Origin of the sequence: Paenibacillus sp. NAIST15-1 (assembly GCF_001894745.1) — a bacterium.
Taxonomy (GTDB): Bacteria; Bacillota; Bacilli; order Paenibacillales; family Paenibacillaceae; genus Paenibacillus_B; species Paenibacillus_B suaedae.
Window position 1 is genome coordinate 28,820 of sequence record NZ_BBYF01000009.1, and the last position, 16,429, is coordinate 45,248.

Annotated in this window: 12 protein-coding genes; 2 read left to right on the forward strand and 10 right to left on the reverse strand. The window is 49.6% G+C overall.

The annotated features are described in order from the left end of the window. The first annotated feature begins 319 nt into the window (after window positions 1–319). Window positions 320–2,188 carry a bifunctional metallophosphatase/5'-nucleotidase gene (locus PBN151_RS18580; protein WP_072730215.1) on the forward strand — a complete coding sequence of 623 codons (1,869 nt, stop codon included), beginning with the start codon at window positions 320–322 and terminating at the stop codon, window positions 2,186–2,188. A 290-nt stretch (window positions 2,189–2,478) separates the two neighbouring features. Then, window positions 2,479–4,050, forward strand: coding sequence for an FAD-dependent oxidoreductase (locus PBN151_RS18585; RefSeq protein WP_072730320.1), 1,572 nt, complete (start codon window positions 2,479–2,481; stop codon window positions 4,048–4,050). A gap of 112 nt (window positions 4,051–4,162) precedes the next feature. On the opposite strand, the gene PBN151_RS32325 is transcribed toward PBN151_RS18585, so the two are convergent. The 10 genes from PBN151_RS32325 to PBN151_RS18630 all read right to left on the reverse strand — a co-directional run bounded on the left by PBN151_RS32325 (window position 4,163) and on the right by PBN151_RS18630 (window position 16,235). Further along, the gene (locus PBN151_RS32325; RefSeq protein ID WP_265332113.1) at window positions 4,163–4,285 is read right to left on the reverse strand and encodes a hypothetical protein; all 123 of its coding nucleotides are present in this window, start codon (window positions 4,283–4,285) and stop codon (window positions 4,163–4,165) included. 12 nt (window positions 4,286–4,297) lie between these two features. Further along, a complete protein-coding gene (locus PBN151_RS18590; protein WP_028533523.1) occupies window positions 4,298–4,519 on the reverse strand; it encodes a hypothetical protein in 222 nt (73 codons plus the stop codon). A 493-nt stretch (window positions 4,520–5,012) separates the two neighbouring features. Beyond that, window positions 5,013–6,482 carry an extracellular solute-binding protein gene (locus tag PBN151_RS18595; protein ID WP_028533522.1) on the reverse strand — a complete coding sequence of 490 codons (1,470 nt, stop codon included), beginning with the start codon at window positions 6,480–6,482 and terminating at the stop codon, window positions 5,013–5,015. Between the two features lie 48 nt (window positions 6,483–6,530). Further along, window positions 6,531–7,454 carry a carbohydrate ABC transporter permease gene (locus PBN151_RS18600; protein ID WP_021256303.1) on the reverse strand — a complete coding sequence of 308 codons (924 nt, stop codon included), beginning with the start codon at window positions 7,452–7,454 and terminating at the stop codon, window positions 6,531–6,533. Window positions 7,455–7,544: 90 nt separating this feature from the next. Beyond that, complete coding sequence (locus PBN151_RS18605) at window positions 7,545–8,501, reverse strand: ABC transporter permease (RefSeq protein WP_021256304.1); 957 nt, start codon at window positions 8,499–8,501, stop codon at window positions 7,545–7,547. Between the two features lie 163 nt (window positions 8,502–8,664). Then, entirely contained in the window at window positions 8,665–10,359 is a 1,695-nt protein-coding gene (locus PBN151_RS18610) for a response regulator transcription factor (RefSeq protein ID WP_072730216.1), read from the reverse strand. A 114-nt stretch (window positions 10,360–10,473) separates the two neighbouring features. Continuing rightward, on the reverse strand, window positions 10,474–12,315 hold the full coding sequence (locus tag PBN151_RS18615) for a cache domain-containing sensor histidine kinase (RefSeq protein ID WP_072730217.1): 1,842 nt from the start codon (window positions 12,313–12,315) through the stop codon (window positions 10,474–10,476). Window positions 12,316–12,323: 8 nt separating this feature from the next. Further along, entirely contained in the window at window positions 12,324–13,937 is a 1,614-nt protein-coding gene (locus tag PBN151_RS18620) for an extracellular solute-binding protein (RefSeq protein WP_139295380.1), read from the reverse strand. 172 nt (window positions 13,938–14,109) lie between these two features. Further along, window positions 14,110–15,588, reverse strand: coding sequence for a methyl-accepting chemotaxis protein (locus tag PBN151_RS18625; RefSeq protein ID WP_072730219.1), 1,479 nt, complete (start codon window positions 15,586–15,588; stop codon window positions 14,110–14,112). Between the two features lie 89 nt (window positions 15,589–15,677). Continuing rightward, complete coding sequence (locus tag PBN151_RS18630; RefSeq protein ID WP_227774846.1) at window positions 15,678–16,235, reverse strand: hypothetical protein; 558 nt, start codon at window positions 16,233–16,235, stop codon at window positions 15,678–15,680. Window positions 16,236–16,429: the final 194 nt, after the last annotated feature.

Consider the following 16,429-nt stretch of genomic DNA (forward strand, 5'->3'; position numbering starts at 1 on the left):
GCTGGTGACTGTTTGCTGCTTGAGTGTCTGTTAGAAACCAGCGTATGTGTTGAATAATGAATATGGATTAGAAATGTAGTCTTGAATTCTGATTAGGAAATACAGATGCGAGCGAGCGGCATATCTGAATCGCCGGATGTTTATACTTTGTATATTACAGTCACCCTTGTCTGCCATGAGATAAGGGTGTTTTTTATCTAATTTACAATTTCTTAGGCTCTAGTTAACAATCTCCCAACCCCCGTGTCCTACGATACATATATCACTCATATCTATTACATATACATTTCAAATATGAAGCAAGCATGGAGGTCCGTTTATGAACAAGAAAAAACTAGGTACCGCCGCAGTCCTGACAACATTGATTAGTACTCTATTCGCTGGATCATTGTTTGCAGCACCTGTGAACCCAATTAACCACCTGGAATGGATGCAATCGAAAAGCTACATAACCGGATCCAATGATGGCCTAGCGCTTGATCGTCCAGTCACACTTGCTGAAGCAGTGGCGATGATTGCCCGCGTACAAGACAAAGAAAAAGAAGTGAAGGCAATTGATCCTTCCATCCAAGGCTGGGCAGCCAAAGCACTCACTTGGGCGAAGCAGAACAACATCGTGGATGCAGCACAATGGAAGGAGCTCCATCGTCCAGCACCTGCTGCGACACTGCAAGCTGTAGCCAAGAAGGCAGGGCTTGATGTAGCAGTGACAGGAGATACGGTGACACGCGAGCAGTTCTTCACAGCACTCGGCGATGCCATTACGACACATATTACGCTCGGACATACGAACGATACGCATGGACATATGTTAGAAGACGAGAAAGCGAAGGAAATGGGCTACGCTAAGCTCGCTACGTTGATGAAGGAGCTCCGTGCAGAGAACCCGAATTCCATGGTGCTGGATGCAGGCGACATGATTCAAGGTACGATTTATGTGAACCTGTCCAAAGGGGAAACCGCAACAAAGCTGGCTAACGCGCTTGGTTATGACTTCATGGCGTCCGGCAACCATGAGTATGACTTCGGCTACGAGCAGCTCACGAAGCTGACGAAAATGTTCAAATTCCCTGTACTCGCTGCGAACGTATTCGACGCACAAGGGAAGAACCTCCTGCAGCCGTACGTCATGAAAGAGGTTGGCGGCAAGAAATTCGCGATTCTTGGATTGGTCACTGCAGATACACCAATCGTTACGCATCCTGACAACGTCAAGGGCTTAACCTTCAAGGATCCGATCGAAGTCGCGAAGGAATGGGTACCGAAGCTGCGCGAGGAAGCTGACCATGTCATCGTCCTCTGTCACACGGGAATATCCTATGACCGTGAAATGGCCAAGCAGGTTCCAGGCATCGACATCATTGTAGGCGGACATACGCATACACCAGTGGATCAGCCTGAACTCGTCAACGGTACGTATATTGTGCAGGACTGGGAATATGCGAAATCGCTTGGCCGTGTTGATCTATACTACCATGGCAAGGATTTGGTTCATTTCTCCGGCGGACTGATCAAGTACGATGAAGCGACGAAGCCAGACCCAGAAGTAGCTGCCATTGTTGAATCTCTGAAGAAAGAAACCGACTCCCTATTGAACGAGAAAATTGCTACTGCAAGCGTAGATCTAGACGGCGATCGTGCAAGAGTGCGGAAGCAGGAGACGATTATGGGCAACTTAGTAGCAGATGCCATGCTGGCGCGCACTCGTACAATGCCTGGATTCGAAGCCGATCTGGCCATTACGAACTCAGGCGGTATTCGCACAACCATCATGAAGGGCGATATTACGAAGCGCAACTTGTATGATGTGCTTCCATTCCCGAATACACTTGCTGTTGTTGAGGCGAAGGGCAGTGATTTGACAGCAGCCTTGGAAAATGGCGTTAGCGAGATCGAAGCTGGTTCCGGCCGCTTCCCTCAAGTTGCTGGTATCACATTCTCCTTCGACATCAAAAAGCCAAAAGGAAGCCGTGTATCGGATGTGAAGGTTGGCGGTAAGGCGGTGGAAGCTGACAAAACGTACCGCGTAGCTGTAAATGACTTCTTAATCGCCGGTGGCGACGGTTATGCCATGTTTAAGGATAAAAAATCACTTGATACAGGCGTGACCCTCTACGAAGTCGTGGAGCAATACATGAAAGAGAAGAAAGACATTACAGCAAAAATCGAACAACGCATTAAGCAATAACGAAATTACGGATTTCTTATGGCATGAGGAATCCCCCCTTCTGAACATAGACACGTGTTGGCGCATCCCTCTTTCCGCCTCGCGTGTCTACTTTTTTATGCAATGAACCGGCCTGGAAAATTAGACACCAATCCGCATACTCTCCCTACTTCAGTCAACTAGCATTAAATCTACCAACAATAGCAATCAGATTCTATGGGAAGCAGTATGATTCTTTCCTATACTGATTGGGGTAAGTATTAATTGGAAAATATTGCGAAGGAGCTGATCGAGTGTCACCCTCACCGAATATGGAGAAGAACGCCGAGCTCGTTATTATTGGTGGAAGTGTAGGAGGCTGTGCAGCTGCTCTCTCCGCTTGTCGATTAGGCAAGACAGTGGTACTGACGGAGGAGACCGCCCGTATCGGCGGCCAATTGACAAGCCAACTGGTTCCGCCAGACGAGCACCCGTGGATCGAACAATTCGGATGCACGCAGACATACAGGCAATTCCGCAATGAAATACGCCGCTACTACCGGGAACATCTCCCTCTGGCCATGAACGCCCGCTCCAACCCGGAGCTGAACCCCGGGAGCGGCCTTGTAAGCCGCCTCTGCCATGATCCACGCGTAGCTCTGTCTGTGCTGGAGTCAATGTTATTCCCTTATGTGAACAACGGACAGCTTACCATTCTGACGCAATGCCGCGCCACCAATGCCGAGGTTGATGGCGACCGCATCCGTGCGGTAACCGCTCAGGATGCAGCGGGCAACGAATATGTGCTAACTGGGGCATATTTCCTCGACGCAACCGAATGCGGAGACTTGCTTGCCCTCTCGGGCACAGAGTATGTCACAGGTGCAGAATCGCAGCATGATACCGGCGAATCGCACGCCGTGCCGGGCGACCCTGAACCGCAGAATATGCAGGGCTTCACTTACTGCTACGCCGTTGATTACGACAAGGACGGAGATTATACGATTCCGAAGCCTGCACGCTATGACTTCTGGAGCCAATATCAGCCTTCGTTCTGGCCGGATCGTCTTCTAAGCTGGACGGCAGTCAAGCCAACGACGCTGGAACCCATCACCTACTCCCTCTTCTGGGAGACAGGGAAGTTCCCACTGTTCCATTATCGGCAAATTACGAACCCGTCGCTGTATGATCAATCGTCAGGCGTACTCCCTACTCCGGTGTCGGTCGTCAATTGGCCGCAAAATGACTACTGGCTTGGTTCGATTATCGATGTAAGCGAAGAGGAGAAGCAGCGGAGCCTATTCGATGCCAAGCAGCTCAGCCTATCGCTCTTGTACTGGCTACAGACAGAAGCACCGCGTCCTGACGGAGGCATCGGCTACCCGGGTCTCCGATTGCGGCCGGATGTCGCCGGCACAGCAGACGGATTCGCCATGTACCCATATGTACGGGAGTCAAGACGGATTCAAGCAGAATTCACTGTGCTTGAGCAGCATATTGCTACCGATTGCCGTCCTGGTCAGCCCGCTGAGACATTTGCTGATTCCGTCGGCATCGGATGCTATCGGATTGACCTTCATCCTTCGACCGGAGGCAAAAACTATATCGATATCTCTTCTTTGCCGTTCCAAATTCCGTTAGGGAGCTTGCTTCCGGTTCGCATGGACAATCTGATTCCCGCCTGCAAAAATATCGGGACGACGCATATTACCAACGGCTGTTACCGCGTGCATCCAGCAGAATGGAACATTGGCGAATCAGCTGGCGCACTGGCTGCATATGCACTGAATCAAGGTATTGTGCCGCGCGCTGTGCGCAGTGACGAGAAGCATCTTAGCGCCTTTCAGAAGCAGCTGCAGCAGCTCGGCATAGTACTGCAATGGCCTTCTACAAGGCCTGTATAAGCAGCCAAGGAAGCATCGCATCGATTCTTCCCGCAGCATAGGAACCAGGACTTAATCAACCTAATGACATAAATAAAAGAACCCTCCAGAATTCTAGTTTTGGAGGGTTCTTTTATTGGCCGGTTTGCAGGTTTTCATACTTTTCTTTATTAGCATCTACTTTGGCTGGAATTGAAATGGATGTAGAGAGCAGAACTCCTGCAAGAAATGTTTTGAAAATTTTTGATTCTATCATTTTTTCCTCCATTCATTCTTTTTCATTCTTTCTTTTTTTGAAGAAATCGAACAAATCGAACTTGATGACATAATCAAAGAGGAAGGTAATTACAACAGCTCCAAGTGGAATCATTGAGTATACCCATAGCGGATTATTTGGAGCTTCACCAGGGGGTGCATCAGTTAAAATCACAAAAAGGACAATACAATAAATTATGGCCAATACAATACCTGTAACATTTCTATTTTTCATAGGCTGTTTTTCACCTCGGATTCACTTAAGAAATTCAAAGTATAGTAAATAAAGTGTAACACTGCCCAACAAAAAATGGATCTATCTTTTTTTAGTGGCGATATTTGTTCTTATATGTACCAAAGCTGGGATTTTGTGCAACAGTCCAGCCCCCAGGCCGCCGTATTCGGCCAAATTCAGCCTTGAGCGGCAATTTCGCTTCCGTGGAACATCCAAAAAACGGGCGAATCGCAACATTTACGATCTCCTGTTTTCTTCGTATTTCTTTGATTCATGTATTAATCCATTTTCCTTCAATGAATGAAATAACTTCTTCGGTCGATGAACTTCCTTCCTCATCGATTTCTCGTTCACATCGTGAGGACGCAGTAATAAGCTTCCCCATCATCCACAAAAGGGGTGGCCCTTGAATCTCGGGCCATCCCCTTTGCTGTGCACACATCTTGCAGACGATATCTGCATTCAGCATACCTATCTTGTTTTTTGCTCATGCTTAACGCTTCGCATACCAATCATTCGCGGCCTTCACCATATCCGCCCCACCCTGTGCATGCCATTCCGCGAGGAACTGGTCATAATTGTCGAGCGGTTCCGTTCCGCTAATATAGTTAATGAACGTGTCCTCTTGATACTTGTTCAACCGCTGCACGTTCTTCGAGATATCCGGCATTGGAGGCGCTGAACCGAGTGGATCAGCGATTAACAGGCCCTCCGCATTTTTCTGGAATGTGTTGAAGTAGTTCTCAACGATTGGGTTTTTCTTCAATCTCGCCTGCCAGTAGATCGGATAGTTCTTCTCGTCCACACCCGTCAAGAATGAGCTTGCATTTGTACGCTCATCTGCGAACTTCGGCAGAATCGGCGAGTAGGCTCCATTTTCAAACTTGTGATGTACACCTTCTTCACCGATAGCGATCCCCTTGAAAATATCCTTATCGAACTTCATGTCGAGCCACTTCACCGCTTCTTCCTTGTTCTTCGCGAACTTCGGAATTGCAATGTAATAATTAATCGTATTGCCCGGCGTGCCTACACGCGCTTTCCCCGATTTGTCCTTCAATACCGGCACAATCGCAAGCTTCGCATCTGGGAAATTCTTTGCAAGTGCATTTTCCAAGTTCGGAGCAATCCACCACCCTGGACTATACATGGCAGCCTTGCCGCTTGCCATCTTCTCAATCGATTTATCCGCCGTATTAATGCCCCACTCGGAGTCGATTAGTCCCTCTTTGTACAGCGTATTCATGAACTTCAAATATTCCTTCATCTCTGGAGCTTCAACCGCGTGAATGATCTTGCCGTCCCGCTCCAACCAAGCCGTCGTTAAGCCGAACACACTGGCGATGTCCGGATGTACAGGGATCTTGCCTCCCGTCAGCGGAATCACATTCTTCTTCTCCTTGAATGTCTTCAGCACCGTCACCAGCTCATCCAGGTTCGTCGGCATCTTCAAGCCCAGTTCATCAAGCCAATCTTGGCGGACGACGAGCGCATTCGATGAGGTTCCGCCTCCGCCCGTTTCTGGTATAGCGTAAATTTTGCCGTCATAACGGGCGCCATTCCAAGAATCTGGGCCGATAACCTGTTTCATATTCGTTCCATACTTCTCAATCAGATCATCCAGCGGCTCCAGCGCACCAGACGATACAAGCTGATAGTATTGGGCTGAAGCGAGCTTCATAATATCATAAGACTCCTTGTTCGCCATGAGCAGGTTCAGCTTCTCGTCGGCATTTTCCGCAGGAAGCATCTCATACTTCACGGAATATCCCGTCTTCTCCTTCAAGTATACGGCTACCGGATCGCTATTCGGCTCGAAGCGATCGAACTGCATCAGCTGACGGAGCTGCTTGCCGCCTTCTCCTCCTGACGCACCCTGCCCTGAACCGGCGCTGTTGCAGCCGAGAAGTGACAAGACCATCACAATCGAAATCAATGATATCCATACCTGTTTACGTTGCATGAACATACCTCCGCTCTTTTGGATGTCCCCCGAAATATCTTCACCGCATTACCCTTTTACGGAACCAATCAGCACCCCTTTCACGAAGTATTTTTGCAGGAACGGATATACCAGCAATATGGGCAAGGTTGCAACAAGAATCGAAGCGGCCTGTATAGCCTGAGGCGTCGTGTTCATGACCGCATCAATATTCGTTACATGCCCGCCATCCTGATATGTGATATTGGAATGCGCAAGCAGTTCCTTCAAGTACAATTGCAGTGGCTTCAACTCTGCCGTATTGATATAGATCATCGAGGCAAAGTAATCATTCCAGAAGCCTACCGCAAAGAAGAGTGCAATGGTAGCGAACACCGGCAGCGACAATGGAACCGTAATGCGGAACAAGATTGTCAAATTCGATGCTCCGTCCATCTTGGCCGATTCCTCCAGCTCATCGGGCAGAGACTCGAAGTAGTTTTTAATAATCAGCATATTAAACACGCTAACCATGCTCGGCAGAAAGAGCACCCACAGTGTATCGATCAGATTCAATCGGTGCATGAGCAAATACGTAGGAATAAGACCACCACTGAACAGCATGGTGAACACATACATCAAGATGAATATTTTGCGTCCGCGCAGACGCGGCTTGGATAAGGGATATGCGGCCAATGCGGTCATGAACAGACCGAGAGCCGTTCCCGCCACGGTAATTGTGACCGATACGAGGAAAGCATTCATGAATTGAGAGTCGCGCAGCACATATAAGTACGTTCCGAACTGAATATCAACCGGGAACAAGGACACGCTCCCTGACATAACCGCTTCCTCACTGCTGAGCGACTTCGCAATCAAATTGAGAAATGGGAACAATGTCGTCCACGACACAAGGGCAAAAAACAGATAGTTCAACACATGGAAGATACGCTCCCCTACCGACATTCGAATGGCCGTTCTTGTTCTCCGCGAAGCAGTCAATTGGTGTCTCATGTTATGCCAGACCTCCTTCCTTCTTACGTTCAGGTTCCAAATAAGCGGCGACTTGCAACATCAAGAGAGCTGTATGCTGAACTTCTCTCATTACCAGATCCCCCGATTCAAATAGCGCCGGCTGAGAGCGTTTCCACCAATAATGAGCACGAAGCCTACGATGGATTCGAACAGCCCCACAGCAGCTGAGAAGCTGTAATTCTGCTCGCCTAGACCCGTACGATATACATACGTGCCGATAACATCCGACACATTGTAGACGACGGGATTGTACATGACGAGAATTTGCTCCGTCCCAGCCTCCAGCATATTCCCGAGCCGCAGGATGAACATAAGGAGAATGACGGGAACAAGCCCTGGTAGTGTAATATGCAGAATCTGTCTGAACTTATTTGCCCCATCGATCTTGGCTGCTTCATACAGCTGTGGATCGATAGAGCTTAAGGCGGCCAAGTATACAATGGTCCCCCAGCCTGCTTCCTTCCAGCCCGCCGTGCCGACGAGCAGCCAGCGAAAGACACTGTTGTCGAGGAAGAATTTGATCGGCTCTCCGCCGAACCACTCAATGATTCGATTCACAAGCCCCCCATTGATGGAGAGCAGATCCATAAAGAGCCCGCTAACGATAACCCATGACAGGAAATGAGGCATGTAAATGATCGTTTGTACCGGACGCTTGAACCACATTTTCGTAAGCTCATTCAACAGAATTGCCAGCAGAATTGGCAGTGGGAAGAGAAGTACAATTTTCAGAACCGAAATGATAATCGTATTCCAAAACACTTGAACGAACTTCGGCGATTGAAATAGTCGTTCGAAGTGCGAGAACCCTACCCAAGGACTGTCCTCTATTCCGCTAAAAATGTTGAAATCTTGAAACGCAATCACGACCCCATACATCGGCGTATACTTGAACAGGAGAAGAAAGGCGATCCCTGGCAAAAGTGCAATGTATAAGTCCCAGTCCTTCCGAATGTCGCTCCACAACTTTCGCCCATATGATCGTGAAGACAAACGTGGAGCATTGTCCAATTCCAGCTTATCCATAGCTCCCATCCTTTCCGTGGCATGAGCACTTGGCATTCATTGTTTGCTGCATCTGCTACTAGCCTACGGCATCTGGCTGCAATCGAACACGGGAGAGCCATGACTTCTTCTGGTAAAATGATTTCCATCGTGAGGTCAGGTTCAACTGAGCCTATGCAGCCCGTTAACCCCGCTTCCAGTCACTCGGCGTAACCCCCCAATATTTGCGGAATACCTTCGTGAAGTAGCTGACATCGCGGAATCCCGCCGCCTGTGCTGCCTCATATACCCGCTCCCCTTGAAAGAGTGCCTCCTTGGCTCGCTCCATGCGGCGCATAAGGAGATAAGACGAGAAGGGCTGATCCATCTCCTGCTTGAACAGCCTGCTCAAGTACGAGGCATTAATAAACAGCCGATCCGCCACTTCCTGCAGGGTTAGCTCTGTATGAAGTTCACTCTCGATTAGCTCCTTCACTTCCGATACCAAGCGATTGCCGCCGCGACGACGCACCATGCCTGCTTCCGCGCCAATGCGCCGCATGACACTTCGCATCCACTCACTCCACTCCTGCTTCGTTCGCAGTTCGGCGGTGTGACGGAACCATCTTGCATCCTCTCCCATTACCTCCGCCATCGACCACCCCTGCCTGCGCAGCCACATAATAATCCACGATTGCAGGAACATCATCTGCTCCTTAAATGCCTCTGCCTCTGGAATCGCACATACTGCGCGAATCCAAGCTTCGGCCAGTTCCGCTGCCTGCTGCTCTTCGGCAGTGTTCCAGGCAATGTCCAGTTCCCGTTCCCACTGCTCCGTATGTATCGTTACGGCCGAAGCATCTTCAGCCGCTCTCAGTCCGTGATTGCGGTACGGAATGACAATATCGCCACCATGAACGAGCCGCTGACGGAGCGCGAAGTCCGCTTCCTTATACAACCGCGGCACGTCAGCCAGCCGCCCGCACGCCGAGCAGATGCCCGCACTCGCCGTAAGCTTCAATGAAGTCTTAATATACTCCAGCATCTTGCCTGCCAGTGCATGAATGCCAATCATCAGTTCTCCATCCGATCTCTCACAATGACTTTCTGCTGCTTGAGATGCCTCTACCCTTCCATTCTCCTCAGCCATGCCCCTAGAGAACGCAGCTGGCGGATAGCGAAATAGGATGGCGAGCGGACCGTCTGCTTCGCGGCATAATAGCATAGAGCCATATTCCATCCCTGTCATCGTTTCCTCCACGACTTGGCCGACCGCGAAGTGCATTAGACCCTGATCGCCTCCAAATGCCTGCACCCGCTCCTGCGGGTAAGGATCAGGATCGATTACCATCACTGCGTAGCGCTCGTCTTCCTGCAAGTCGATACCGAGTTCTGTCATTCTCCTTATCAGCGAGGCCGTCGACAAGCTGCCATCCAGCCCTTGGCGCAAGATGCGCTGACGCAGTATCGGCAAGTAGTTGTGCCATTGCTGACGCAGCATATCGGCATCGTGCCGCCGCTGAATGTCTTGGCGGCGCTCCGAGACTGCAGCGGCAACTGCTTGCAGGATGGCATCCTGTCCCGCCGGCTTCAATAGATACTGCTTCACCCCCATGGATAGCGCCTCTTGAGCATAAGGGAAGTGATCATGACCGCTGAGCACCACCGCCTTCACCTCAACATTCCACTCCGACGCTTGCCTCACGAGGGATAAGCCATCTCCGTCCGGCAGCTGAATGTCTACAAGCAGAATGTCCGGACGCTTCAACTGCAGCCACCGCTTCCCTTCTTCTAGGGTAGCGGCTGCCGTTACTTCCGTAATCCCTGCCCTCTCCCAAGGCATAAGCTCAGTTAAGCTTTGACGGAGCCGCAGCTCATCCTCCACAATCAATAGGTTCATCTTATCTCCTCCTCGGTGACGATTCGAAATGAAGGCATTCTTTACTTCATCAACTAGCGAAGGGGCAGCTGAAGGCTGCCTAGCATTAAGCATTAAGCATCAATTTATTAAGCATTAACCTGCCGTCCTCGACCGATCTTCAATTTGTCTCCCCACGTATGGCTCGGACAAGGGGAGCAAGAGTGTTACCGTTGTCCCCCCACCCCATACACTATCAATATGAATGTTTGCATTCTGACCGTAATTCAAGCGGATTCGTGCCGCGACATTTCGAAGTCCATAACCAGCACCTGTGTGGCCGTTCGCCACCACACCATGCTCTGTCGGCTGCCGCAATACAGCAGACAGTTCAGCTTGCAATTGAGCGCGCATGTCCTCCGTCATACCCGTTCCAGAATCGATAACCCTAATTGTAAGTCTTCTCCCTTCTGTGTCCTCCTCTACTCGGACTACAATGCGCAGCAACATCTCTGCTTGCTGGGAGGACTTCTCCAAGCCATGTATGATGGCATTCTCGACAATGGGCTGCACCAGCAGCTTCACGAGCGGAAGTTCCTCTGCGCACGATTCAATATCGTACTCCATATGGAATAGGTCTAAGAACCGGATTTGCTGGATTCGTATGTAAGCGTGCAAATGCTCCAGACAGTCCTTCACGGTAATTACATCCTTTCCCTTACTTAGACTTAGCCTGAAGAATCGGGATAAGTGAAGTACCATCTCGGAAATATCCTCAGCTTCAGCATGCTGGGCCATCCAATAGATCGAATCTAGGGTGTTATATAAGAAGTGGGGATGGATCTGGGATTGGAGCAGCTTCAGCTCTGTATTGGCAAGCCGCAAGCTCTGTTCATAGTGATCGTGAATGAGGTGCTGCTGCTGCGATGCCATGTGGTTAAATAGGTGGGTCACGATACCGAATTCGTCCTGTCGCGTCGAAGTCAACCTCACATCTAAGTTGCCGCTCGTCATCGCCCTCATACCCCGAGCTAATTTCCGCATAGGAGCAGCAATGCTCGTGTAGATGCTATAAGCCATAACGAGGGCAATGACAATGCTCAGCGCAATCATAAACACCGCGTAATACTCCAGCTGGTAGGACTGGGCGAACAGCTCCCTCTTCGGCTGAGCCAGTGTCAGTGTCCAGCCGTAATAAGGCGAAGCTGCTTGAATTAACACCTGATCATTCGCTTCTGCACGTGTCAAGTAATCCTGATACGATTCAGGCTGCTTAGCCGTGCCTGTGACCCATTTCCCATCTGCCGTATATAGATGCAGCTCTGCTTGTGGCGATGGTGTAACAGAACGGATATATTGCTGCAAGCGCCCCATGTTCAGGCTAATAATAAGCGCATGACGTTCTCGATTCGGGTTGTAAATATCCATCGCTCGAACGACTGCCAGACTATCCGCTCCAAACGCTTGGCCGAACGGCTTCCCCGCCCCTATTCGTTCGTCCGGCTGAATGAATACAATGCCTGTCCCCAGTCCATTAAGCAGCTGTCGAAGCCAAATGCGTTCATCCGCACGATCAACCGGAAGCACGCCATGGAGCGTAGAAATCACGGAGTTGGAATGATCGTGATATACAGCAATTTGCGAGAACATTGGATGAATTGATAGAAAGTTGGCCAGCTTATGCTTCAGATCGGCGAATGCCATGACATTCTTCGGCTCCAGCTTCCTCTTCGTATGTGCAAGCGCATCGTTCATCTCCGTATCGGTTGATAGCACCGCGGACAGCTCTTCCACGTTCTGAAGCACGAGCTCAATATTGTCCATGAGGGCATGCATTGCACTTTCGGTACGAGCGGTCGTCTCTGACAGAAGCAGCTCCTGAGAGCGCTTGTTGGAGAACCAGCCGGTCAACAGCAGAGGGATCAGAATAAGTACAAAATAGATGGTTAATCGCCACTGAATCCGTTGTCGAATTTGGTCACGTATCATTTTCAGCATATTAGCACTCATCCTCCGTGCTTCGAACTGCGTTCAGACTGAATGAATGGCGGCTCACTTCCAATCTGGTTGCGACTGAAGTGATACCAGTCATTGGCCTCCTTCGTCATATCACGCCCCCCTTCATTCATCCATTCCGACACGTATCTGTCGAAGTCCTCAAGTGGTCGATTGCCAAGAATAATGTCGATGAGCATATCATTCTTCTTCAACAATAACGGTGCATATCTTGTCATCGCTGGTGTCGGCAGAGAACGGAAAGCGCTCGGACGTGCATGCATGGATGTAAATCGAAGATTATCGTACAACTGGTATTGAATTCCTAACGAATCCAGCCGGGATCGGGTGTAATCCTCATCAGGCATATCTGCCAAATTAGCATAAAGTCCGCGATAATGATCCTGATTATGGCGCTCCATATTGGTCACCCTCTTCCCCTCCTTCCAAGCCCACACGTCTCCCTCGAATCCAAGCTTGAGGGTATCCCTCCCCTCCTCGCCGATATAGTTAAGCAGCTTCAGCACCTCCACCGCGTGAGAGCTGGTAGCAGGGATTACTTGATAGCTTCGAACTTGAGGCAGCGCAAAGGTTCCACTTCCACCAGGCCCCTTCGGGAAAGGTAGGGGGATCCATTCTGCACGCGGATCCCTTGCCTTGCTCCTCTCCAGCACACCACGGGTATCGTACCATGTTCCCGTGAACAGCCCCAGCTTCCCATCCACAACCTGCCGCTCCAGTCCACGCTGTGTTTGAATCGGGAACAATGGATCTACGAGCCCTTCCTGAACCATTGTTCGCATGAAGGCAAGGGCCTCCTTCATCTCTGGCTGCACATTGGAATATACGAGCTGACCATCCCGTTCCATCCATTGATTGAGCTGCACACCATATGCACCGAACCACGGTGAGGTGCGGCCCAACTCTTCAATGAAGCTGGTACCATAAATATCGTGCAACCCATTGTCATCCGAACGGAGCGAAGTAAAGGCACGCATCACATTTACCATCTCCGCAAGAGTAGCTGGTGGTTCAAGTCCGAGCTGTTCCAGCCAATCCTTGCGAATATACATCATCTCCTGCCCCCTTCCCTCATGCAGGCTCGGAATCGCATATATTTGGCCGTTAAAGGACACCTGCTCCCACACTTCAGGAGGAATCCGTTCCTTCAGCTTTGGCGCGTATCGGGCAAGCAAGTGGTCGAGCGGTGTTAGCATCTGCTTCCGTGCGTAAAAGGAGACCCAATTCGCATCCGTAATGCTGATCAGGTCTGGTATATGGTTCGACATCATCATGACACCGACGCGATCCTCATACCGATGTGATGGGGGGATGATCACTTCTACTTGAAGACCCGTCTTCACCTCGATGTCGGTTACATACGGATTGTCGTTCTCCGTCAACGGCTCTGGGAACCCTATGCCAAGACTATTCAATACAACCGTAACCTTAGGCAGCAAGGAACGCTGTTCCGCCACCTTCGACTGCCCTACCTGCCCACTGCATCCAATCAGCAGAAATAAGCATACAGCTCCTGCCATCATCCCGCCTTTCTTGTACACAAGAGCCGGTCGCAGCACAACAGCTAACCCACTCGTTGTAAGCGTATACATTTTGAACAGCATGACTCTAATCCTGCTCGCCTCTCCCCGATGCTTCATCCACATACTTGCATTCCCCTCTCCATACCTGACCTCCATCAATCTGGGCGGAAGATTATACCTACCTGCTTTCCCTTAATCATACAGAAAGGGCCTATCAGATTGTACTCTCTGATAGGCCCTTTTTTTCATCTATTTATTCTTCTTCGGACAGACGCTTCAAATCACTGACATGCTTGTCTAATCGGCTGTATCCATCAACAAGCACCTGAATATCCATATGCTGCTGCTCCATATTCGCCAATACTTCTTCTACAGAAGCCATATGCTCCTCCGTGCTGTTCGTAATCGTCACAACACCGTGTGCCATATTGGAGTACTGTGTCTGAAGGTCGCGAACGGCTTCATGCATCGCTTCCGACTGACGGTTCACCTGGTCGGTGTTATCCGTAATCGTACGCATAATCTGCTCTACTTGCCCCGTAGCCTCTACACTGGATACGACGGCAGATTGTCCACGTTGTACCTGCTCTGCTGCGGCACTGATCTGAGTTCGTATCGTTTCCAATATGGTTGCAATATCCTCAGTCGCTTTCTTCGCATGGTCAGCCAGCTTGCGAACCTCTCCCGACACTACTGCGAAGCCCTTGCCATGCTCGCCTGCTCGCGCAGCTTCAATCGCCGCATTCAAGGACAGCAAGTTCGTCTGTGCGGAAATATCACTAATGGTACTGACAATATCGCCGACCTGCTCCGTCTGCGCATTCAGTGCGTCCATCACTTGCACAGTCTGTTCCACTGTACGCTTCACACGGTCAATCTCACCGACAAGGGTGTCAATCTGACCACTGCCCTGCTCGGCCAATTGCAGTGTAATTGATGCGACCTGCTCCAATTGATTCGTCCCGTTCGCAACGTGACTTACGGAGCGCTCCACGGATTCCACAGAGCTTCCGATATGCTGCAGGCTAATCGTCTGCTGTTCGAAGCCTGTCGATATTTGCGCGAATGTCTCTGTAACTTCACGCGAGATCGTTCCTGTCGATTCTGCACGCAGCTTCTGCTCATGACTGAATTCATTAAGCATCGTAACCGAAGATTGAATTTGTCCAAGCAATTCTATCGCCTGCTCCTTCGATTTCAGCGCTTCCGATCCCCGTTCTGCCACTTGCCGCTGCAAGTTCTGACTGAACACAGCAGAAGCGCTGAGCGCGATCGTAACGAAGAGCAAATACATCAGCAGATACATAAGCGGTTCCCGCGCGAACAGCTTCTCATGCAGGAAAGGATCATAGAACACATATACAGTCATCAGCATGCTGAGAACCCCGGTGAACACGATAGGGCGATAATTTTGATATAAGGTCATTGCAGTGATTGCGACATAGAACAATAAGTACGTGCTAAAAATCGGATTCGGATCCGACTTCATTAGCATCAGAACCAGAGAGCAAAAAAATACCGGAATCAGATACATGACATACTTCACACCAATGCGCTTGTATGTAAGGAAAGTTGCTAGTCCACAGGCAACTGCACCGGATCCAATCAGCACATAAAGCATTGTACCGACAATACCTGCAGCCAAATCGCCGATGATTCCAATGGCAAGCATTGTCCATATGATCTTGACAAACAGGCGGTTACGTCTGTCAAGAATCGTTAGTTCATCCACGTAATCTACCAACTTTCTATGTATTCAAAATGATCGCAGTTAACAGCTTAAAATCCGCTTACGTTAACCTCAATACCTTATTATATCGGCTAACATCTGGCAGGAGTTGAGTATTCTTCGACTTGTTCCTGTTCTGGAATTAACCAATCGAACTTGGCGGGATTTTGCCAGACTTCCCCGGCATGGATAAGGGTAGGGATGACATCATCTCCCTTGTAGAATGTCTTCTTCCCAACCTTGCGCATCGGAATATGGAATGATACACGCAGCGCACGTGCGAACACAGGCTCCAACAAACAAGCTAAATGCATAATACCATGCTTGCGCGAGTAGTGAACGAGTGAAGAGAGCAGTCTGTCTATATTATGACCGCGATGATCCTTCAGCAAAGCTACCTTATCCACTTCAGCCACTTGTTCTGGGGCATCCATCACCTCCGGTTGTTCAGCAAATGGCGCAACTTCTTCAAGCTTACATGACCTCTCTCTGTATAGCGTCAACTCGAATGTGCCTACAGCCATACCTTCTTCATTAAAGACAATGACTTGATCCAACGGGCGCGCGGACGGCTCCAACTCGAAGCCCTTCTCTTGCCAGACCGTAGTCCAAATGGATCGATACATCTGCAATTGTTGTTCGCTTTCCACCGAAATGTGCATCTCCCTGTAACTCCTTTATGTATGTAAATATTTATATAATTTGTTATCGGTCACAGGTAAGGAAATGATTATATAAATCATTTTTCAAAAAATATGAAAACAGAAGGTTATTTTCTGAAATCTCACTTCTCTTTCTCATTGTAAAAACGATCAGTTATAATGCCAACTCCCCATCTCAAAAT